This is a genomic window from Acidovorax sp. GW821-FHT10E04 (assembly GCF_059415185.1).
Window position 1 is genome coordinate 413526 of the sequence record NZ_JBWKMT010000004.1, and the last position, 21332, is coordinate 434857.

A 21332-nucleotide genomic window follows, 5' to 3' on the forward strand; every position below is an offset into this window, starting at 1 on the left:
AGCGATTTCCCGAAGCCTGTGAAGCTCCGCCCGTGCCCCCGGGGCGCCCGGTGCTACACCGTGAACTGCAATGCCGCCAGGCGGGCATAGACGCCGCCTTGCGCCAGCAGGGCCGTGTGGGTGCCCTGCTCGACGATGCGCCCATGGTCCAGTACCACGATGCGGTCCGCGTTCTGCACGGTGGCCAGCCGGTGGGCGATGACCAGCGTGGTGCGACGGCCTGTGTGGCGCTGCATGGCGGTGTCCAGTGCCGCCTGGACCATGCGCTCGCTCTCGGCGTCCAGCGCGCTGGTGGCCTCGTCCAGCAGCAGCAGTGGCGGGTTCTTGAGCATGGCCCTGGCGATGGCAATGCGCTGGCGCTGGCCGCCTGACAGGCGCACGCCGCGCTCTCCCAGGAAGGTGGCATACCCTTGCGGCAGCGCGGTGATGAAGTCGTGCGCGAACGCGGCGCGCGTGGCGGCCACCACCTCCTCGTCCGTCGCGTCGGGGCGCCCGTAGCGGATGTTGTCCATCGCGGAGGCCGAGAAAATCACCGCGTCCTGTGGCACGGTGCCCGTGTGCGAGCGCAGGGCCTTGAGCCGCAGCGTGCGGATATCCACGCCATTGAGACGGATGCGCCCCTGCGGGACGCCGTCGGCATCGGAGTCCACGTCGTAAAAGCGCTGCAGCAGCTGGAACACGGTGGTCTTGCCCGCGCCGCTGGCGCCCACCAGCGCCACCGTTTCGCCGGGCGCCAGGCGCAGGGAAAAGTCGTGCAGGGCGGGTTGATCGGGGCGCGAGGGGTAGTGGAACTGCACCTGCTCGAACTCCACCTCCAGGCCGCGTTCGGAGAGCGGAAGTTCCTGGGGCTCGTCCGGGTCCGCCACGGGGGAGCGGCTCCCCAGTAGCTCCATCAGCCGCTCCGTGGCGCCCGCGGCGCGCAGCAGGTCGCCGTAGACCTCGCCCAGCACTGCCACGGCGCCGGCCAGCAGGATCACGTACACCACGGTCTGCCCCAGATGGCCGGCGGTCATCTTGCCCGCCAGCACGGCCTCCGTGCCGCGGTACAGGCCCCACAGCAGCAGCGCGGCGTTGGCAATGATGATGAAGGCCACCAGAAGGGCCCGGGCACGGGTGCGCTTGATGGCGACCTGGAACGCATTTTCGGTGGCCTGCATGAAGCGGGCGGACTCGCGGGGCTCGGCCGCGTAGCTCTGCACCACCGGCACGGCGTTGAGCACTTCCGCCGCGATGGCGCTCGAGTCCGCCACCCGGTCCTGGCTGTCGCGCGACAGGCGCCGCACCCTGCGCCCGATCCACATGGTGGGCAGCACCACCAGCACCACGGCCAGCAGCACGACCGACATGACATAGGGATTGGTCCACACCAGCATGGCCAGCGCGCCCACGCCCATGACGGCATTGCGCAGGCCCATGGACAAGGACGAACCGACCACGGTCTGGACGAGCGTCGTGTCGGTGGTCAGGCGCGACAGCACTTCCCCGGTCTGCGTGGTTTCAAAAAACTGGGGGCTTTGGCGCAGCACATGGCTGTACACGGCGTCGCGCAGGTCCGCGGTCACGCGCTCGCCCAGCCAGCTCACCATGTAGAAGCGCGCGGCGGAGAACACCCCCAGCGCCACGGCCACGGCGAACAGGGCCTCGAAATGGTTGCGCAGCGCCATGGTCTGGGCCCCCTTGTCCGCGCTGACAAGGCCGCCGTCCACTAGGTTGCGCAAGGCCAGTGGAAACGCCAGGGTGGCGAGGGCCGCGAGCACCAGGAACACCACCGACAACGCGATGCGGGCCCGGTACGGCCGCAAAAATGGAAGCAGGCCTGTCAGGGAGCGGGGCGCCCCGCGGGCGGGTTGGGAAGGGGTGGAAGCCATGGATGCAGTGTAGGTTCCCATCCCCGGTCCCCGCACGCGGCGGGGCAATCTCCCAGGCCACGGGAATGTTTGCCAGAAGCGCGCCGGGCGGCGGCGGGCTGCCCATCCGCAGCCCTGCGGGGCCCCCGACGCTGCAGGTTGTAAGTAAAAAGTCAGTGTCTTGCCGGACCGCGCCTGCCGGACAGAACCCTCGCCATGGGGCCTGCCGAGACGGCCAGGGCGGCAAAAAGCGCGATGGCGGAAGGGCGGGTGCCTCGCCCTGGACGGAGGCGGCGCGCATGCGCTTGCCTGGTGCGCCAGAAGGCATAGGCGTTTATACATAGGCATTAGTCCCAGTATCTACCGCAGGGTAGGGGGGCATACGATGCACTGCGACAAAAACGCACGCATGAAGTCCTTGCCGCAAGGCTTCTTCCCCCAGCACCCAACGGAGCGACCCAGGCGCAATGAGCGACGTCATTCTTGAAACCCACAGCCTGACCAAAGAGTTCAAGGGCTTCACCGCCGTCAGCGATGTGAACCTGGCCGTGCGCCGGGGTTCCATCCATGCGCTGATCGGTCCCAATGGCGCAGGCAAGACCACATGCTTCAACCTGCTGACAAAATTCCTCACGCCCACGTCGGGCACCATCCGTTTCAACGGGCACGACATCACCCGTGAGCAGCCCGCGCAGATCGCCCGGCGCGGCGTCATCCGCTCGTTCCAGATCTCGGCCGTGTTCCCGCACCTCACGCTGATGGAGAACGTGCGCCTGGGACTGCAGCGCAAGCTGGGCACCTCATTTCACTTCTGGCGCAGCGAGCGCACCCTGCACCAGCTGGACGACCGGGCCATGCAGCTGCTGACCGAGGTGGGCCTGGAGGACCTGGCCGACGAGGTCACCGTGAACCTGCCGTACGGCCGCAAGCGCGCGCTGGAGATCGCCACCACGCTGGCCATGGAGCCCGAACTCATGCTGCTGGACGAACCCACGCAGGGCATGGGCCACGAGGACGTGGACCGCGTCACCCAGCTCATCAAGAAAGTCTCGGCCGGCCGCACCATCCTGATGGTGGAACACAACATGAAGGTGGTCTCCACCATCGCCGACCGCATCACGGTGCTGCAGCGCGGCGCCGTGCTGGCCGAAGGCCCGTATGCCGAGGTGTCCAACAACCCGCAAGTGATGGAAGCCTACATGGGCACCACCGATGGCCAACTGCAGGGAGCACATTGAGATGGCGACCACCGCATCCAAGACCCCTGCCCTTGAAATCAGCAACCTCGAGGCCTGGTACGGCGAGTCGCACGTGCTGCATGGTGTGGACATCGTCGTGCAACCCGGCGAGGTGGTCACGCTGCTGGGGCGCAACGGCGCGGGCCGCACCACCACCATGCGCGCGATCATGGGGCTGACCGGCGCGCGCAAGGGCTCGGTCAAGATCAACGGCGTCGAGACGATCCACATGCCCACGCACCGCATCGCCCACCTGGGCGTGGGCTACTGCCCGGAAGAGCGCGGCATCTTCTCCAGCCTGTCGTGCGAGGAAAACCTGCTGCTGCCGCCGGCGCTGAAGACCGGCACGCCCGGCATGTCGGTGCAGGAGATCTACGCCATGTTTCCCAACCTGGCCGAACGCAGGAACAGCCAGGGCACGCGCCTGTCGGGCGGCGAGCAGCAGATGCTGGCCGTGGCCCGCATCCTGCGCACGGGGGCCAACCTGCTGCTGCTGGACGAGATTTCCGAAGGCCTGGCGCCTGTCATCGTGCAGGCGCTGGCCCGCATGATCACCATGCTGCGCGAAAAGGGCTACACGGTGGTCATGGTGGAGCAGAACTTCCGCTTCGCCGCGCCGCTGGCCGACCGCTTCTACGTCATGGAGCACGGCCGCATCGTCGAGAAGTTCGGTGCGTCCGAGCTTGAGGCAAAGATGCCCGTGCTCACCGAACTGCTGGGCGTCTGAGCTGTCCAGGTGACCTCTTTCCCGTTTTCTTCCACCACACCCACAGGAGACAATCCATGAAGAACAAACTCAAAGTGCTGGCATTGATGCTGGGCGCAGCGGGCCTGGCCACCTCGGCCGCGCACGCGCAGGACAAGGTCAAGATCGGCTTCATCACCGACATGTCCAGCCTGTACGCCGACGTGGAGGGCAAGAACGGGGCCGTGGCCATCCAGATGGCCATCGACGACTTCGGCGGCAAGGTGCTGGGCATGCCCATCGAGCTGCTCACCGCGGACCACCAGAACAAGGCCGACATCGCGGCGTCCAAGGCGCGCGAGTGGATCGACACCCAGGGCCTGACCATGCTGTTTGGCGGCACCAATTCCGGCACGGCCCTCGCGTCCGCCAAGGTGGCCGCCGAGAAGAAGCGCGTGTACATCAACAATGGCGCCGCATCCTCCGCACTGACCAACGAGCAATGCAGCCCCTACACGGTGCACTACGCCTACGACACCGTGGCGCTGGCCAAGGGCACGGGTTCGGCCATCGTGGACACCGGGGGCAAGTCGTGGTACTTCCTCACCGCCGACTATGCATTCGGCCATGCGCTGGAGGCCGACACCAGCACGGTGGTCAAGGCCAAGGGCGGCACCGTGGTGGGCACCGTGCGCCATCCGCTCAACGCGTCGGACTTCTCGTCGTTCCTGTTGCAGGCACAGAACTCCAAGGCGCAGATCCTGGGCCTGGCCAATGCCGGTGGCGACACCATCAACGCCATCAAGGCCGCCAAGGAATTCGGCATCGGCAAGAGCATGAAGCTCGCGGGCCTGCTGATCTTCATCAGCGACGTGCACAGCCTGGGGCTGCGCAACACCGAAGGCCTGCAGTTCACCACCAGCTGGTACTGGGACCTGAACGACGACACGCGCAAGTTCGCCGCACGCTTCTTTGAAAAGACCAAGCGCATGCCCGGCGAGATCCAGGCCGCCGACTACTCCGCCACCATGAACTACCTCAAGGCCGTGGAAGCAGCCAAGAGCATCGATGCCGACAAGGTCATGACGACCTGGCGCGGCATGAAGATGAACGACTTCTTCGCGTCTGGCCAGCTGCGTCCCGATGGCCGCTACGTGCACGACATGTACCTCATGGAAGTGAAGAAGCCCGCCGAATCCACCAAGCCATGGGACTACTACAAGCTCATCAAGAAGCTGCCGGGCGACACGGTGTTCACCACCAAGGCAGAGAGCAAGTGCGCGCTCTGGAAGTAAACCGCTGAGAAAGAAAGAAGGCCCTGGGTGCGCGTGCGCGCGCCCAGGGCCGGTCCGGTGGCCCGCAGGGGCCTGCCCGGCACCTCCCTTCCTCCCGACCTGAACCGTTCACCCCCACCTGCAGCTGCCTCCCATGGAAATCTTTGGTGTCTCATTGCCGGGCCTGTTGAGCCAGCTCCTCCTGGGGCTGGTCAACGGCTCGTTCTATGCCATTCTCAGCCTGGGGCTGGCCGTGATCTTCGGCCTGCTCAACGTCATCAACTTCGCCCACGGGGCGCTGTTCATGACGGGAGCCCTGATGACCTGGATGGCGATGAATTACTTCGGCATCAACTACTGGTGGATGCTGGTGCTGGCGCCGCTGGCGGTGGGGTTGTTCGGGGTGCTGATCGAGCGCCTGCTGCTGCGCTGGATCTACAAGCTCGATCACCTGTACGGCCTGCTGCTCACGCTGGGCCTCACGCTGCTGATCGAGGGGGTGTTCCGCTCGATCTATGGCGTCTCCGGACTGGGGTATGACACCCCCGAGCTGCTGGAGGGCGCGACCAACCTGGGTTTCATGATCATGCCCAACTACCGCGCCTGGGTGGTGGTGGCCTCGGTGGTCGTGTGTCTGGCCACCTGGTACGTGATCGAGAAGACCAAGCTCGGCGCGTACCTGCGCGCCGGCACCGAGAACCCGCGCCTGGTGGAGGCCTTCGGCATCAACGTGCCGGTGATGGTGACGCTGACCTATGCCTTCGGTGCCGCGCTGGCCGCGTTTGCCGGCGTGCTGGCGGCGCCGGTCTATCAGGTCACGCCGCTCATGGGGCAGAACCTCATCATCGTGGTCTTCGCCGTGGTGGTGATTGGCGGCATGGGCTCCATCATGGGCTCCATCCTCACCGGGCTGGGCCTGGGTGTCATCGAGGGCTTCACCAAGGTGTTCTACCCCGAAGCGTCTTCCACCGTGGTGTTCGTCATCATGGTCATCGTTCTCCTCATCCGCCCCGCCGGCCTGTTCGGCAAAGAAAAATAAGGGGCCGTCCGCATGAATACCAAGAACCTTGCCTCCATCGGCTACGGCCTGCTGCTGCTGGCCCTGATCGCCGCGCCCTTCCTTGGCGCCTATCCCGTCTTCGTGATGAAGCTGATGTGCTTCGCGCTGTTCGCTTCCGCGTTCAACCTGCTGCTGGGCTACACCGGCCTGCTGTCATTCGGGCACGCCGCGTTTCTGGGCGGAGCAGCCTATGTGGCCGGCCACGCCATCAAGGTCTGGGGCCTCACGCCCGAGATCGGCCTGCTGCTGGGCACGGCCGGTGGCGCGCTGCTGGGCCTGCTGTTCGGCTGGCTGGCCATCCGCCGCCAGGGCATCTACTTCTCGATGATCACGCTGGCACTGGCGCAGATGTTGTTCTTCGTCTGCCTGCAGGCGCCGTTCACCGGGGGCGAGGACGGGCTGCAGGGCGTGCCGCGCGGCAAGCTGTTTGGCATCATCAGCCTGCAGAGCGACCTGGTCATGTACTACGTGGCGCTGGTGATCGTGGTGCTGGCGTTCCTCGTCATCGTGCGCACCATCCATTCGCCGTTCGGCCAAGTGCTCAAGGGCATCAAGGAGAACGAGCCTCGCGCCATCTCGCTGGGCTACGACACGCACCGCTTCAAGCTGCTGGCCTTCGTGCTGTCGGCGGCGCTGGCAGGCCTTGCCGGTTCGCTCAAGACGCTGGTGCTGGGTTTCGCCACGCTGTCCGACGTGCACTGGACGGCTTCGGGCCAGGTCATCCTGATGACGCTCGTGGGGGGGCTGGGCACCCTGTCGGGCCCGCTGATCGGCTCGGCCGTGGTGGTGTTGCTGGAGAACAAGATCGGCGAATTCGGCAACCTGCTCGCTGCGCTGACCAGCGTGGAGTGGTTCAAGACCCTGGGCGAATCCGTCACCATGGTCACAGGGCTGATCTTCGTCGTCTGCGTGCTCGCCTTCCGCCGCGGCATCATGGGCGAGATCATCGCGTGGCTGGCGCAGCGCCGCTCGGGCAACTCCGCCAAGCACTGAGGCGATACGGCCGCCTCTGGCGGCCCTCCCATCCCCAGCCGCTGCCGCCTTCACAGGCGCAGCGGTTTTGCATATCCGGTCATCTCCAGGTAGCCCCGGCCCACGGGCAGGCCTGCGTGGTCCACCAGCTCGGACAAGCCTTCCCAGTAGATCGCGCCCGTCGATCCGCTGCTGTCCAGCTCCTGGTTGTCCAGCACGGTGCGCACTTCAAACGCGCCAGCGGGTGTTTGCACCCGCCATTGCACCGGATAGCGCGCGCCGCTGCGCGGGCTGCTCCACCACCGCTGCGGCGTGAACACCACGGACCGTGCGTCGAATGCCTGCACGGGCTGCCCTGGCGCGCGCAGCGATCCCCCCGCCCACAGCGCCGAGCCATCGGCACGCCGCAGGCGGAACGCGGTGAGCGCGCTGCCATCGTGCAGGTTCATCCCGATCCAGTCCCAGCCCTGGGCTTCGGGGTGCAGCAGGGCCTCGCTCCATTCGTGGTCCATCCAGGCGCGGCCGGTGCCGGGTGTGACATCCATGCGGCGGCCCCCCACCGTCAGGTGGCCGCTGACCGCCAGCTGCGGCTGGCTGTAGTAGTAGCTGGCCTGCGCCGCGTCAGGCCCCTTGCGCGACAGGCCTTGCTGGCCCTGCAGCAGCACGGGCTGGGTGCTGTCGAACTGCAGCTCCATGCCGAATTCGCTGCCTGCGATCCGGGCCGTGTAGCGGCTGAGCGCCAAGTGGGGCTTGCCGTGCGCCATGTCGCTGCGCTCCAGCGTCCAGTCCTGCAGCCGGATGCGGGTATCGGCCTCGCTGGCCTGCGCCACGCCGAAACCCGTGCGTGCGATGCGCTGGTCGTGCACCAGACGCTGGCCCTGCACGTCCGTGACGGCGGCATGCGCGAACAGCAGCTGCTTGGCGGCAAACGCGGACTGCAGTGGCTGCGTGGCGTCCACGCGTGACCGAAAGAACGTGAGCTGAAATCCCCAGGGCTGGCCCCGCGCCTGCACATGCCCCGTGATGTACCACCACTCGGTGCGCAGCTCCGGGTGGCTGCCATGGTCACGCGGAAAGGCCAGCGTGCGTGCCGGCAGGGCGGATGCCGGACCGGGCAGCCAGCCCGCCGCCCCTCCCGCCAGCGCCATGCCCAGCGGCAGCTGCCTGGCCAGCCACTGGCGGCGCGTGGCAGCGGGGCCGGTGAATGGCCCGGCAGGGCCCGGGGACAGGGCGGTGGAGGGCATGGTGCAGTGCGCGGCTGGCATCAGCCGATCAGGCCATCTACCTTCTGCTGCGCTGCCGAGCAATCGCCGAACGTGCGGTCCACCCATTCGGTGTCGAAATACGTGGGTAAATACCGCTCGCCCGCATCACACAGCAGCGACAGGATGGAGCCGCGCTCGCCCCGCTCGCGCATCTCGCTGGCCAGCGTGAGCATGGCCACAAAGTTGGTGCCGGTGGAGGGCCCCACGCGCCGCCCCAGTAGCTGCGACAGTGCGCGCATGGCGGCAATGGATTCGCAGTCCGTCACATCGACCATGCGGTCCACCAGCGTGCGGATGAAGCTCGGCTCCACCCGTGGGCGCCCAATGCCTTCAATGCGGGATCCTGGCGCCGTCAGCTGCGCATCGCCCGTGCGGTGGTAGGCACTGAACACCGAACCCGCCGGGTCGGCCACGCACACCTGCGTGGCATGGCGCTGGTAGCGCACATAGCGGCCAATGGTGGCGCTGGTGCCGCCCGTGCCCGCGCCCACCACAATCCAGCGCGGTACCGAGTGCGGCTCGCGCGCCATCTGCGTGAACATGCTCTCGGCAATGTTGTTGTTGCCGCGCCAGTCTGTCGCGCGCTCGGCATAGGTGAACTGGTCCATGTAGTGGCCGCCCGTCTCCTCGGCAATCGCATGGGCCGCCTCATACACCGCTCCCGCGCTGTCCACAAAATGGCAACGCCCGCCATGGAACTCGATCTGCGCGACCTTCTCGGGCGAGGTGCTGCGCGGCATCACCGCCACAAACGGCAGCCCCAGCAGCCGCGCAAAGTAGGCTTCGCTCACCGCAGTGGAGCCGCTGGACGACTCGACGATGGTCGAGCCTTCATGCACCCAGCCGTTGCACAGTGCATACAAGAAAAGCGACCGCGCCAGCCGGTGCTTCAGGCTGCCCGTGGGGTGGGTGGATTCGTCCTTGAGGTACAGGTCAATGCCATGCGCGGCAAACGCGGGCAGCCGCAGCGGGATCAGGTGCGTGTCGGCGCTGCGCTGGTAGTCGGCTTCGATGCGGGCGATGGCTTCGTGGAGCCAGCGGGAAGGAGGGGAGAGAGTCTGCATGCGAGCATTGTCGCAGCGCCTCCAGCCTGGGCCGCAGAGATGGTCACGGACCGTAGAAAACCTGATTTGCTTCGATGCGTTGGGCCTGGTCCGCCGGGTATCGGCGCTCGGCCAGCAGCCGCTGCAGCGCAGCACGACCCAGGTCTCGGTGGGGGGTGTAGAAGGCGCTGACGGCCAGCTCATCCAGTGCACGCCATGTGTACACCTGTGTATCCACAAAAAGAATGTCCGCAGGTTGCGGAATCTGTGACGCCTGCAGGGCAAACACGGTGGCCAGTGCATGTTCGGCCCGTTCGCGGTGATAGCGGGCCAGTTCGCAAAGGGGCTCAGCCCTCTGCGGGCGAGCCGCGTAGGCCGCCAGATAAGCATCGCGCACGGTGGCGGGTGGGGCCTGGTTGCGCTCATGCAGCACGGCGATCTGGAACAGGGCATACCAGCGCTCTTCGTCCCATCCCCCCATGTCGACCCGGCGCTGGTACCACAGCAGGCTGGGCTCGATCTTCCCGGCATCGCGGCAGCTCTGGGCCAGATAGAACACATTGCGCGTGTTCGTGGGGTCGTCCCGCACGGCCTGTTCCAGCAGCGCCATGTCACGCAGATAGGTCTCGGGGTCGCGCGCGCGGGCGCCATCGTGAGACACATGGATGACCGGTCCCTGCAGCGTCTGCCAGGGGCCGTGCTGCGCGGCGGTCAGGTACTCGTGCAGCACACCCTCCCAGCGCCAGCCGATGCGGGTGGCCACCAGGCTGTTGCGCTGATATTCCCAGCCGTCCATGTGGCAGGTCAGGGTGTATCCATCGGCCGTGAGTTCGGGCCAGGTGAACTGCGGCGGTACACGCAGCTGCTCATCGGCATCGATGAACAGCAGATAGGCCCCATGGGGGCGCGCCAGCTCGAGCGCCTCGTTGCGGTTGTGCGCGAAGTTCTTCCAGGGCCGTTCGTGCAGCGTGCCAGGCACGTCCTGCATGAACGCGCGGATGAGGTCCTGCGTGCCGTCGGTGGAGCCCGTGTCCACAATGACCCAGTGGTCCACCCAGGGCTTGACCGAGCCGAGGCACCGGGCGATGACCGGGGCCTCGTTCTTAACAATCATGTTGAGGACGACGCGAGGCATATGTCTTTAGCGAGGGCTTTGGAACCTGGGTGTGTATCCCCCGTACTGCGAGCAGCCCCTGGTGTCCAGCCTGCGCGCAGTCCGGGAGAGGCGCAGGCTGTCGTCCGCCAGGGTTCTGTGTCGCAATCCTACTTGGAGGCGAATGATCAGGAAGTGCGATATGGCATCTTTTTTGGGCTTGGCACAGGCCGATGCAAACCTCCTGAATCACTCGCAGCGCATGGCGTCGATTGCGACTCCTTCAATCGCGTTTCTATCGGATGTAAATCCCGCCAACGCTGGCCCTGCTCATATGCCACGCAGGATCGTTAGTAGGCAGAGGGCCGCGCTGCACTGGTGCAAGCGGCCCGCCGGTGTGCTGCTCACGGAGGAACTCAGTCCCGTGGATGCTCCATTCTTGTACAGCGTAAGCGTGGTTGAGGCCAGCGCATCCTACTGGCAGATTGCATAGGCTTGCGCTGACAGTGCACCCCAAATTGAGTATTCACACGTCCATTTGTCGGCCGCAGAGGGGTAGCCACCTCCAAAATAGCTGCCGCTGGCGCCTGCGGTAGCGCGGCAGCCCCCGCTAACCACTGTTTTTCCTGCTGAGCAAGTTGCGGTCACCGTGACTTGGTCACCTCCTGCTGGATCGCCCACGCCGCCGAAGGACCAATTGTCGCTGTTGGAGACAGTGGTCAGTGTCACTGTTCCTGCCCCGGTGGCGCCAGTGGCCCCAATGGGGCCTGTGGGACCTACAGGGCCTTGAATCCCCTGGACGCCTTGTGGTCCGGGCACGGCGCTGTCGGCCCCTGTTGGACCGATGGGGCCCATGGCTCCCATGGCTCCTGTGGCTCCAGCAGGTCCTGTCGAGCCGGTCGCACCAGTAGCTCCTGCCCCGGTAGCGCCAGTTGCACCCGTGGCGCCCGTGGGTCCCGCCGCTCCCGTCACACCGGTCGCACCGGCAGCACCCGTGACCCCCGTGGGCCCTGTCACTCCGATCGCTCCGGTGGGGCCCGTGGGGCCGGTGGCGCCAGTCGCCCCGGTGCCGATGCCCCCTGCGCAGGGCCCCAGGCGGCCGGTGGGCCCGTCAAAGCAGGTGAGATTGTTGTTGGGCGTCGCGCCGAGCAGGCCAGGGGCCCGCACTTCGCCGCTGTCCTGCACGCGGAAGCGTTCCTGGGTGCCCGTGGAGTTCTTGATCACGAACCCGCCGCCGCTGGGCACGGTGGCGGAGATGTCGGCGGCCAGGACCGTGGGGCTGTGCAGGGCGTAGGCTGTGCCCAGGGCGACAAGAAGTGGCTGGTATCTGAGCTTCATGGCAGGCGGGAGTAAGAGGTGGAGATTCGTGAGGCGCCATGGACCTTTGGAGGCCGACACCCTACCGTGTGCTGGGGGACTTCACTGATGGAACGCTTCTATGAACCGCCTGTCTTGTCTGCGTGCTCGTGGCACTCAGGGCGTGAACGAAAGTGGTGCTGCTATGCTGGCCGGCAGCCCCACGGCGGCGGGCGCGACCAAGGTCAGCGGGAACATGTGCTGGGTAGAGACCGACGAATTGCAAGCCCCCGACACGTTGTCCTCGATGGAGGCCACGGTGATACCCAGCGTGGCCTGCGAAACGGGAGTGGCCAGGCCATTGGCGTCAGGGTTGGCCAGGGTGTAGAGCTGCCCTGTCGTGCGGTAGACCACGGTTTTCGCAAAACGCTGGTTGCCCGAAGTGCCCCCACTGCCACCATACGGCGTGCCCGTGCAGTCGCTAGAAGTGAAGTAGATGGAAGATTCGTTCTGAATCGTCCCATTGAAGCGCAGCTTGACGTAGTGTTTTGTGGAGGTCAGGAAGGCCACATAGGACTGGCTGCTCACCGACACGTCGATGACGGTGCCAAGGTTGGCGCCGTTGCTGTCTTGAACCACTACGCCACCGCTCGATGCGCCGGCAGCTCCCGTGGCGCCGGTCGCACCCGTGGGGCCTGTGGCGCCTTGAATCCCTGGAGTCCCCTGGATGCCCTGTGGCCCGGGCACCACGCTGTTTGCTCCGGTGGGGCCGACCGGGCCTTGGATCCCCTGGATGCCCTGGGGGCCAGGCACGGCGCTGTCCGCTCCGGTGGCTCCGGTGGGGCCAGCGGCACCCGTGGGGCCGGTGGTGCCCGTCGGCCCTGTTGCGCCCGTGGCGCCAGTGGCTCCTGCCCCGGTGGCGCCGGTTGCACCGGCAGGTCCCGTGGGCCCGGTGGCACCAGTCGCCCCGGTACCGATGCCCCCTGCACAGGGCCCCAGGCGGCCGGTGGGCCCGTCAAAGCAGGTGAGATTGTTGTTGGGTGTTGCGCCGAGCAGGCCAGGGGCCCGCACTTCGCCGCCGTCCTGCACGCGAAAGTGCTCCTGGGTGCCGGTGGAGTTCTTGATCACGAACCCGCCGCCGCTGGGCACGGTGGCGGAGATGTCGGCGGCCAGGGCCGTGGGGCTGTGCGCGGCGTAGACGGCGCCCAGGGCAACGATCAGAGGCAGGGAGTGGAAGCGGTATTTCATTGTGTGGTGTTCCTGGCCTCAATCAATCAAATGCGCTGCGCTGCGCGGCTGCGGCGGTGCTGCCAGAAGGCCGCCATGCCCATCAACAGTGCCAGCAGCATCAGGCCATACTCGCTCAGCGTGGGGATGCTGGTGGCAACCGCTGCGCCACCGATCTGCACGTTGCCTGCCACGGAGGCGAAGCTCTGGTTCACCGTGGCGCCGGGGGCCAGGTTGATGACTGCCGTGCCGCCGCCCGAGGAGACCAACTGGATGTTCTGCCCTGGTGCGCCCTGCAGCGTCAGGGTGCCGAGCACGGTGATGTTGGTGCCTGCGGGGATGACAAAGGTGCGGCCTGTGGCGCTGGACAGAGTCAGGTTCTGGAAGACCATGGTGCCTGACAGCTGGCTGGTGTTGCCGGTGCAGCCGTCCGTGAGGGCCACCGTGCCATTCCCGGCGTTGAAGGTGCCGGTGCTGCTCAGGTCACCGCCCACCGCGAGCACGCCGGAGCCTCCGTTGAAGGTGCCGGTGCCTGCCACATTGAGGTTGCTGGTGGTCGAGAACTGGCCCGCGATGATGTTCAGCGAGCCCTCCACCTCCACGGAGAGGCACCCCAAGTCCATGGAGCCACCCGGCACGTCGAACGAACCTCCGGAAGGAATGATGAGTTGTGCCCAGGCGGGTGCGGCCAGGCCACAGCAAAGCATGGCCATGGCGGCCAGTTGGCGGACTATCGATTTCATGGATCTCCCTCTGCGTCTGCACCCTTGAACCAAGAGCTCGGCGCATCTGATGTTGGCGGGACTGGCTGCGATCCGGCACTGGACCGGGGCTGGCGAATCCCGAGGCGCTTGTTTGATGGTGGATGATCATCAATATTTGCAATGATTGCAAACAATATTTAACAGTCGGCTACCAGTCTTCCTTTACCGCCAGAACGGCATCCCTTCCCGCCGCGGCGCGTCCAGCGAGCCACGCCGTGAGGGTGCCGGATGCGGCCACGGCCATGCACAGGGCGCCCAGCCGACCCACCGGAACCGCCAGGTCCATGGTCCAGTGAAAGCTCTGCGGGTTGACCACGTGCACCAGGACCACCGACACGGCCAGGCCCAGCAGCAGGCCCGCCATCGCGCCCACACCCGTCCAGGCGGCGCCTTCGCCGGCCACCACGGCCAGGATCTGGCGGCGCGTGAGGCCCAGGTGCGCGAGCAGGCCGAACTCCTTGCGGCGCGCCAGGATCTGGGCGCTGAAGCTGGCGGCCACGCCAAAGAGCCCGATGCCGATCGCCACCGCCTGCAGCCAATAGGTGACCGCGAAGCTGCGGTCGAAGATGCGCAGCGAGCGCGCGCGGATCGTGCCGGAGGAGACGAACTCCACCAGCGCCGCCGGCTGCAAGTCAGCCAGGGGCGCGGCGTCCGCCGCACCCGCCCTCCGGGGTTCGCCGGCATGCGCTGCGGCCACGGCCTGGATGGATTCCTGCAAGGCCTGCAGATCGGCCCCTTCACGGGGCCACAGGGCCAGATCGCTGGTGCGGGCATCACCGGTCAGGCGCAGCCAGACCGCACGGTCCATCACCACTGCGCCCGATTGCCGGGCATAGTCGCGCCAGACGCCTGCTATATAAAAGATAGCTTCCTGCGCTTTATCACCAAGGGCGGGAGGGCTGAAAGCCCTGGAGAGGGCTGGCCATTCCATGCCCGGGCGCATGCCATACAGGTCCACCACCGCCTCGCTCACGTACACCCCGGTGTACCCCGCGGGCACGGGCAGCGCATCGCCCACCAGGGGCAGCTGGCGCGCGGGATCATTGCCCAGCGGGCGGCTGATGACCGTGAGCGCGGGACGGGCGGCATCGAGCTGCAGCGGACTGGCCCGCAGGGGTTGAACGCGCTCCAGCCCGGGCAGCTGGGCGACCGCCTCCGCAAAGCCGGCGGGCAGCAGCGCGGCGTCGCTGCCCGGGGCGTTGATGGCCGGGCGCACATACAGGGGCGAGGGCAGCACCGCGTCCAGCCACTGCGTGACCGAGCCGCGAAAGCTCGACACCATCACCGTCAGTGCGACCGCCAGGCTCAGGCTGGCCACCACGCCCCCCACGGCGATGGCCGCCGTGCCGCGCATGCGCCGCGCACGCTCCACCGCCAGCAGTGGCAGGGCATGGCGTGCGGCCAGCGGCTGCAGGCGGCGCAGCAGCCAGGCCATGCCCCAGGGCAGCAGGGCAATGCCGCCGACGAGCAGCAGGCCGATGGCCGCATAGGCCGCCAGCGGTATGCCAAAAACAGGTGGCGCCATGGCCAGCAGCGCACCCGTTGCGGTCAAGATGAGTCCCATCGCGCCATTGGCGGATTGCTGGGATGCCGTGCCCAGGCCCTTGAGCGTCTGCGCGGGCGGCAGCGCCTGCGCGGCGCGCGCGGGCCACCAGCCGCCCACCAGCGCGGCCACCACGCCCAGGGCACCATAGGCCAGGGCCGCCGGGGCGCTCCATTGCAGCGCGGGCTGCACGCCCGCGAAGTAGCCGCCGCCCAGGTCGCCGCCCAGCAGCCGCAGCGCGGCGGCGGCCAGGGCCGAGCCCAGTGCGATGCCGGCGGCGCTGCCCACCAGCCCCAGCGTGGCAGACTCGGCCAGGACCAGCCACAGGCGCTGGCGCGGCGTTGCGCCCAGCACGGCCAGCAGCGCGAACTGCGGCGCGCGCTGCGCCACGCTGAGCGCCAGCACCGAGAACACCAGGAACGCCCCCGTGAACAGCGCCACCAGCGCCAGCACGGTGAGGTTCACCCGGTAGGCGCGCGAGAGGTTGCCGATGCGCTGGGCCGCGTCGCCTGGCTGGGCGAACACCACATCGGCGGGCCAGCCCGGCAGGGCGCGCACGGCCTGCTCCCAGGCGCTGCGGTCCGTGCCGGGCTGCAGCTGGATGTCGATGCGGCTCAACTGCCCCGTGCGGCCAAACAGGTCCTGCGCGGCGCCGATGTCCATCACCGCCAAGGGGGCGCCGCCGGCCGCCACCGTACCAGCCACGTGCACCGTCCACTGCCGCAGGCCGGCCTGCAGCAACAGCCGCGGCGCAGGGCCGGTGGGGATTGCTGGCAGCCCCAGCGCCTGGAGCGCGGCGGCGTTGAGGAACACCGTGGCGGGGGCGAAGACCGCGAGGCGATCGGCGCCCGGCCACGGCCGGGGCATCAGCGCCGGCGCCATCGTGGGCACCAGCAGCGCATCGGCGCCCAGCACCCGCAGCGGCGTGCCGGACTGCGGGGGCACTGGCGGCGCTTCGGCATCCTGCCGCACGGCGGCCCGTGCCACCGCCGCCAGCTCCAGCAGCGGACTGGCCCGCGCCACCTGAGGATGGGTGGCGAGCTGCCCGTACAACGCCTCGGGCAGGCTGCCCTGCATGGCGCGCAGCTCCAGGTCGGGCTGGCCGTTGACCGCCCGCACCGCCTGCGAGAACTCTTCCAGCGCGGACGCATTGATCACATGCACCGCGAAGGCCAGCGCCACGCCCAGCATCACCGCGGTCACGGCCGCCGCGCTGCGCCAGGGATGGTGGCGCAGATCCTGCCAGGAGAAGGTGCGAAGCAGTGCGAGCATGGCGGGATTGTGCGGCCTGGCCTTGCCCGAACGCATTGAAAAGGATCCGGGAACACCGCGCCCTTAAGCTGGCCCACAGCCAGCGCATGCGACCATGCCGCCATGGCACCCGCCCCGTGGTGCCGCTCAGGGAGGCGATGGAATGGCATGCTGTGATGGAACCCTTCTCCCGGCGTCCCGCCTGGCGCGGCACATCCTCGCCTCGGGAGTGCTGTGGATGGCGCTGGCGGGACATGCCGCCCCGCCGCCAGGCTTCGACTGGTCGGGACCCGCGGACACCATGGCCGCTGCCGCGCTGGGCCCGTTGCGCGGCGCCGCCGAAGTGGGGGTATGGCACGGTGGCCAGGCCCGTTTCGGCACGGCCCGCAACCGTGTGGCAGAAGCACCTGCCCAGGCGCTGTTCGAGGTGGGCTCGATCAGCAAGGTGTTCACCGGCCTGCTGCTGGCGCAGGCGGTGGAGCGCGGCGACATGGCGCTGGACGACACGCTGGGCGGGCTGCTCAATGGCACGCCCGCACTGGCGCCGTCCTTGCCCGTCCCGGTGGCCGCCATCACCCTGCGCCAGCTGGTCACGCACACCTCCTGCCTGCCACGCCTGCCGGCGGACTTCCGCCGCGATTCGGACGCCGCCAACCCCTATCTGCGCTACGACCGCCCCCGCCTGTGGCAGGCTTTGGCCGATGCACGCCTGGCGCAGTCGCCGCCGTGCGCGGGCGTGTACAGCAACCTTGGCTTTGCGGTGCTGGGCGAGGTGCTGGCGCAGCGCTATGGCCAGCCCTGGGCCACGCTCGTGCACGAGCGCATCACCGGCCCGCTGGGCATGCAGGACACGGTGCAGTCGCTGGGCGGCAAGGCGCCGCGCCTGGCTGCGCCACATGAAGGCGAGACGCCGGTGTCGGTGTGGGAGTTCGATGCCTTTGCCGGTGCGGGGGCCCTGCGCTCCACGGCGGCCGACATGCTGGTGTTCAGCCGCGCGCTGCTGGCCGGCGCGCGGGGGCCTCTGGGCCCGGCGGCCGAGCGCCTGCTCACGCCGCTGGCGGACCACGACGGCGGCCAGATCGGCTACGCCATCATGCTGCGCGAGCGCGACGGGCTGCGCACCTGGCTGCATGGCGGCGGCACGGGGGGCTTTCGCAGCGTATGGCTGCTGGCACCCGACCGGGGCGAGGCGGTGATCGCCCTGGTGGCCAACGCACGGGCCGCGCAGCAGGATGTGATGACGCCGCTGCTGGCGCTGCGCTACCCCGTGCCGCCCGGCCAGCCCGCCACCGACGCGGCTGCGTTGGCGCCGTACGAAGGGGTCTACCGCGCGTCGCCTGCGGTGGCCCTGAGCCTGGCCCTGGTGGATGGCCAGCTGCAGCTGCGGCCCACTGGCGGTGTGTTCGAGCCGCTGCAGGTGCTGGGGCCCGACGCCTTCACGCAGCCCGCATCGGGCCGGCAGCTGCGCTTCGAGCGCGACAAGGAAGGGCGGCCCGCGGTGCTGCGCTACACGCGTTTTGGCGCGCGCTTGACGGCCCTGCGTGCAGAGGAACCGCTGGTTGGCCTTGCGCCGCCACAGTCGGACGAGGTGCTGGCCCCGTACCTGGGCCGCTACCGCCTGCGCGGCGGCAATGTGCTGGATGTGCAGGCCACGGGTGGCCGCCTGCAGGTGCGCCTGGGCTCCCAACCGCGCTACACGGTGTACCCGCTTCCCGGCCAGCAGGACCGGTTTGCGTACGACGCGGTGCGGGCGGAACTGGAGTTCGAGCGTTATTCCAGCGGCGAGGTGCGTGCCGTGGTGCTGCACCAGAACGGGCGCTTCCGCGCGCCCCGCCTCGAACCGTGATGCGGGTGTTGCGGGTCAGCCGCTCGCGCTGATGCCGTCGCTGCGCAGCCGCAGCACCCGGTCGGCGCGGGCCGCAGCGGCGTCCGAATGCGTGACCAGCACCAGCGACGCGCCATGCCCGCGTGTCTGCGCGAGCAGCAGGTCCATCACGCGGGCGGCGGTGGTGGGGTCGAGGTTGCCGGTGGGTTCGTCGGCCAGCAGCAGGGCGGGGCGATGGACCAGCGCGCGGGCGATGGCCACGCGCTGTAGCTGTCCGCCGCTCAGTTGTTGCGGCAGGCGCGCGCCCAGTGCGCCCATGTCGACGGCGTCCAGCATCTGCTGAACACGCGCCGGGTCGTTGCGGCCCAGCAGCATCAGCGGCAGGGCCACGTTCTGCGCCACGTCCAGGTGCGGCAGCACGTGGAAGGCCTGGAAGACAAAGCCCACGTGGGCGCGGCGCCACAGGGCGCGCCCCGTGTCGTCGAGCTCGCCCAGGTCGGTGGTGCCGTGGGTGATGCGGCCGGTGTCCCAGCTGTCCAGCCCGGCCAGGCAGTTGAGCAGGGTGGACTTGCCCACGCCCGAGTCGCCCACGATGGCCACGAATTCGCCGGGCGCCACGGTGAACTGCACCTGGGCGAAGACCGGCGTGTCGCCGTAGCGCTTGCCCAGCTGTTCGGCGCGCAGCAGCGTCATGGCGTGGCCTGCTCGCGCTGCGCGAGCCGCCGCAGCACGGCCTGCACGAGCCGGGCCGTGGCGTCGGGCTGGTCGCACGCAATGGTGTGGCGCCCCGGCATGCCGCGTAGCCAGGTGATCTGGCGCTTGGCGAGCTGGCGCGTGGCGGCAATGCCGCGCTCGCGCAGGTGGGCCAGGTTCAGGGGCGTGCCGGGTGCGCGGGTGGCCTGGAAGTCCAGCTCTTCCCACGCCTGGCGGTAGCCCACGCAGCGCATGGAGGGCAGGTCCGGATGCAGGTCGCCGCGCGCGCGCAGGGCCCGCACTTCGTCGAGGAAACCTCCAGCGAGCATGGCGTCAAAGCGCTGGGCAATCCGGGCGTGGAGCCAGGCGCGGTCCTCCGGTTCCAAGGAAAAGAGGGCTGTAGCGCTTGCTGGATCTGCGCCTGCAGCTCTCTTTTTTGTAGTGTGAAAGCTCGACAGGGGCTGGCCGGAGACATGCCACACCTCCAGCGCGCGCTGGATGCGCTGGCTGTCGGCAGGCGCCAGGCGGGCGGCGGTCACGGGGTCGACCGCCGCCAGTTCCGCATGCAGCGCGGGCCAGCCCAGTTCGGTGGCCCGCGCTTCGATCCGCGCGCGCACGGCGGGGTCGGCGGCGGGCATGTCGTCGATGCCGTCGAACAGCGCCTTGAAGTACAGCATGGTGCCGCCCACCAGCAGGGGCAGCGCGCCGCGCCCGCGGATCTCGCCGATGAGCCGCGCCGCGTCCTGCACGAACTCGGCCGCGCTGTAGGCCTGCAGCGGGTCGCGGATGTCGATGAGGTGGTGCGGCGCGGCGGCGCGTTCCTCGGGGGCGGGCTTGGCGGTGCCGATGTCCATGCCCCGGTAGACCAGGGCGGAGTCGACGCTGATGATCTCCACCGGCACGCCCTGGCTGCCCAGCACGGCGGCCAGCGCGAGCGCGCCCGCCGTCTTGCCGGAAGCCGTGGGACCTGCCAGGGCGATGGCGGGCAGCAGGGGCTCGGGCAGGGTCACGCGCGGGCTCCGAACTTCTGCACCAGCGTCCACGAGATGAGCGCCAGCGCGGCCGACCAGAACCAGATGCCGTTGACCAGGGGCCACACGGTGCCGTCCAGGCGCGCGCCCAGCCAGCCGCCGATGGCAAAGGCGGCCAGCATCATCATGAAACCATTGAGCGCCGACGCCACGCCCGCCGCCTGCGGAAACGGGCCGACAGCGCCGCTTTGCCCGCAGGGCTGGTGGATGCCGTGGCCCAGCATGAAGAGATAGAAGGGCAAGGTCAGCGCCCAGGGCTGGTGCCAGCCCAGGTGCGCCACCAGCGCCATCAGCGTGCCGCCGCTGATGCTCAGTGCCCCCGCGATGGCCACCGTGCGCTGCAGGCCGAAGCGGGCCAGCAGGCTGCGGCACAGGAAGGTGCCGCCAAAGTAGGCCAGGCAGGCAGACGCCATGGTCCAGCCGTACTGCGTGCGGGTGAGGCCCAGCACGTCGATGTAGACGAACGAAGAGGCTGCCAGGAAGGTGAACAGGCCGCCGTAGGTGGCCGTGGTCTGCAGCGAGAACGCCCAGAAGGTGGGGTGGCGCAGCACCTGCATCCAGGTGCCCAGCAGCACGCGCGGCTGCAGTGCCTGCGGGTTGCGCCGCGCCAGGGTCTCGGGCATGCGCAGCGCCACCAGGGCCAGCGTGACGACGGCATACACCGTGAGCGCCAGCAGCGCCGCGCGCCAGCCCAGCCATTCGCTGAGCAGCCCGCCCATGGGCGCGCAGATGCAGGCCACGATGCCCAGCCCCGTGAGCGCCTTGGACATGGCGCGCGCGCCGTCGAGCGGCGTGTACAGGTCGCGCACGATGGCCCGCGCGCACATCACCACCGCGCCCATCGCGGCGCCCTGGGCGATGCGCCACACAATGAGCAGCGCCATGGTGGGTGCAAATGCGCTGCCCAGCGAAGCCAGGGTGTAGATGCCGAGCCCCGCCAGCAGGATGGGCCTGCGTCCGAAGCGGTCCGACAGCGGCCCCCATACCATCTGCGAGCAGCCAAACGCCAGCAGCAGGCCGCTGAGCGTGAGCTGCGCGGCCGCCATGGGTGCGCCCAGGCTGCGCGTGAGGGCGGGCAGGGCGGGCAGGTACAGGTCGGTGGTGACGGGCTGGATGGAGAGCAGCAGCGCGAGCACCAGGATGGCCAGGCCGGGCTGGATGGAGGCGGAAGCAGCCGTCGGCACGGCGGTGGCGGAGGGGGCAGACATATCTGTCTGAGGGTACC

General features: G+C 68.6%; 16 protein-coding genes. 6 read left to right on the forward strand and 10 right to left on the reverse strand.

Going from position 1 to position 21332, the window contains the following annotated elements; all coding sequences use genetic code 11:
• Positions 1-53: 53 nt before the first annotated feature.
• Positions 54-1868, reverse strand: a complete 1815-nt coding sequence (locus AC07OC_RS15355; protein ID WP_218340165.1) for an ABC transporter transmembrane domain-containing protein — start codon at positions 1866-1868, stop codon at positions 54-56.
• Positions 1869-2314: 446 nt separating this feature from the next.
• Here AC07OC_RS15355 and AC07OC_RS15360 point away from each other — a divergent pair, with 446 nt between their 5' ends.
• The 5 genes from AC07OC_RS15360 to AC07OC_RS15380 all read left to right on the forward strand — a co-directional run bounded on the left by AC07OC_RS15360 (position 2315) and on the right by AC07OC_RS15380 (position 7097).
• Positions 2315-3085 carry an ABC transporter ATP-binding protein gene (locus AC07OC_RS15360; protein WP_218295502.1) on the forward strand — a complete coding sequence of 257 codons (771 nt, stop codon included), beginning with the start codon at positions 2315-2317 and terminating at the stop codon, positions 3083-3085.
• Between the two features lies 1 nt (position 3086).
• Positions 3087-3812, forward strand: a complete 726-nt coding sequence (locus AC07OC_RS15365; protein ID WP_218340166.1) for an ABC transporter ATP-binding protein — start codon at positions 3087-3089, stop codon at positions 3810-3812.
• 56 nt (positions 3813-3868) lie between these two features.
• A complete protein-coding gene (locus tag AC07OC_RS15370; RefSeq protein ID WP_218340167.1) occupies positions 3869-5065 on the forward strand; it encodes an ABC transporter substrate-binding protein in 1197 nt (398 codons plus the stop codon).
• A gap of 133 nt (positions 5066-5198) precedes the next feature.
• Complete coding sequence (locus tag AC07OC_RS15375) at positions 5199-6083, forward strand: branched-chain amino acid ABC transporter permease (RefSeq protein WP_218295499.1); 885 nt, start codon at positions 5199-5201, stop codon at positions 6081-6083.
• A 12-nt stretch (positions 6084-6095) separates the two neighbouring features.
• Positions 6096-7097 carry a branched-chain amino acid ABC transporter permease gene (locus AC07OC_RS15380; protein WP_494601642.1) on the forward strand — a complete coding sequence of 334 codons (1002 nt, stop codon included), beginning with the start codon at positions 6096-6098 and terminating at the stop codon, positions 7095-7097.
• Between the two features lie 50 nt (positions 7098-7147).
• Here AC07OC_RS15380 and AC07OC_RS15385 read toward each other — a convergent pair whose 3' ends face one another.
• From AC07OC_RS15385 to AC07OC_RS15410, 6 genes are all read right to left on the reverse strand, one after another.
• Positions 7148-8320 (reverse strand): lipocalin-like domain-containing protein, encoded by a 1173-nt coding sequence (locus AC07OC_RS15385; RefSeq protein WP_494601644.1) that lies wholly within the window; start codon positions 8318-8320, stop codon positions 7148-7150.
• Between the two features lie 20 nt (positions 8321-8340).
• The gene (locus AC07OC_RS15390; protein ID WP_218340169.1) at positions 8341-9405 is read right to left on the reverse strand and encodes a PLP-dependent cysteine synthase family protein; all 1065 of its coding nucleotides are present in this window, start codon (positions 9403-9405) and stop codon (positions 8341-8343) included.
• Positions 9406-9448: 43 nt separating this feature from the next.
• Complete coding sequence (locus AC07OC_RS15395) at positions 9449-10519, reverse strand: tetratricopeptide repeat-containing glycosyltransferase (protein WP_218340170.1); 1071 nt, start codon at positions 10517-10519, stop codon at positions 9449-9451.
• A gap of 1431 nt (positions 10520-11950) precedes the next feature.
• A complete protein-coding gene (locus tag AC07OC_RS15400; protein ID WP_494601647.1) occupies positions 11951-13021 on the reverse strand; it encodes a hypothetical protein in 1071 nt (356 codons plus the stop codon).
• A gap of 26 nt (positions 13022-13047) precedes the next feature.
• Positions 13048-13743: an IPTL-CTERM sorting domain-containing protein gene (locus AC07OC_RS15405; protein WP_492807270.1), complete on the reverse strand. Its 696-nt coding sequence runs from the start codon at positions 13741-13743 to the stop codon at positions 13048-13050.
• A 169-nt stretch (positions 13744-13912) separates the two neighbouring features.
• Complete coding sequence (locus AC07OC_RS15410; RefSeq protein ID WP_494601649.1) at positions 13913-16579, reverse strand: ABC transporter permease; 2667 nt, start codon at positions 16577-16579, stop codon at positions 13913-13915.
• Between the two features lie 142 nt (positions 16580-16721).
• Between AC07OC_RS15410 and AC07OC_RS15415 the strand changes: the two genes are divergently transcribed.
• Positions 16722-18404, forward strand: a complete 1683-nt coding sequence (locus tag AC07OC_RS15415) for a serine hydrolase (RefSeq protein WP_494601650.1) — start codon at positions 16722-16724, stop codon at positions 18402-18404.
• Between the two features lie 15 nt (positions 18405-18419).
• Here the strand turns inward: AC07OC_RS15415 and AC07OC_RS15420 are convergent, their stop codons facing one another.
• Genes AC07OC_RS15420 through AC07OC_RS15430 form a run of 3 tightly spaced genes read right to left on the reverse strand, consistent with a single transcriptional unit; the run spans position 18420 to position 21315 of the window.
• Positions 18420-19076 carry an ABC transporter ATP-binding protein gene (locus AC07OC_RS15420; RefSeq protein WP_218295492.1) on the reverse strand — a complete coding sequence of 219 codons (657 nt, stop codon included), beginning with the start codon at positions 19074-19076 and terminating at the stop codon, positions 18420-18422.
• Positions 19073-20080, reverse strand: a complete 1008-nt coding sequence (miaA, locus tag AC07OC_RS15425; protein ID WP_218340291.1) for a tRNA (adenosine(37)-N6)-dimethylallyltransferase MiaA — start codon at positions 20078-20080, stop codon at positions 19073-19075. The genes AC07OC_RS15420 and miaA overlap by 4 nt, the downstream gene beginning before the upstream one ends.
• A gap of 2 nt (positions 20081-20082) precedes the next feature.
• Positions 20083-21315: a multidrug effflux MFS transporter gene (locus tag AC07OC_RS15430; protein ID WP_218295491.1), complete on the reverse strand. Its 1233-nt coding sequence runs from the start codon at positions 21313-21315 to the stop codon at positions 20083-20085.
• Positions 21316-21332 lie beyond the last annotated feature (17 nt).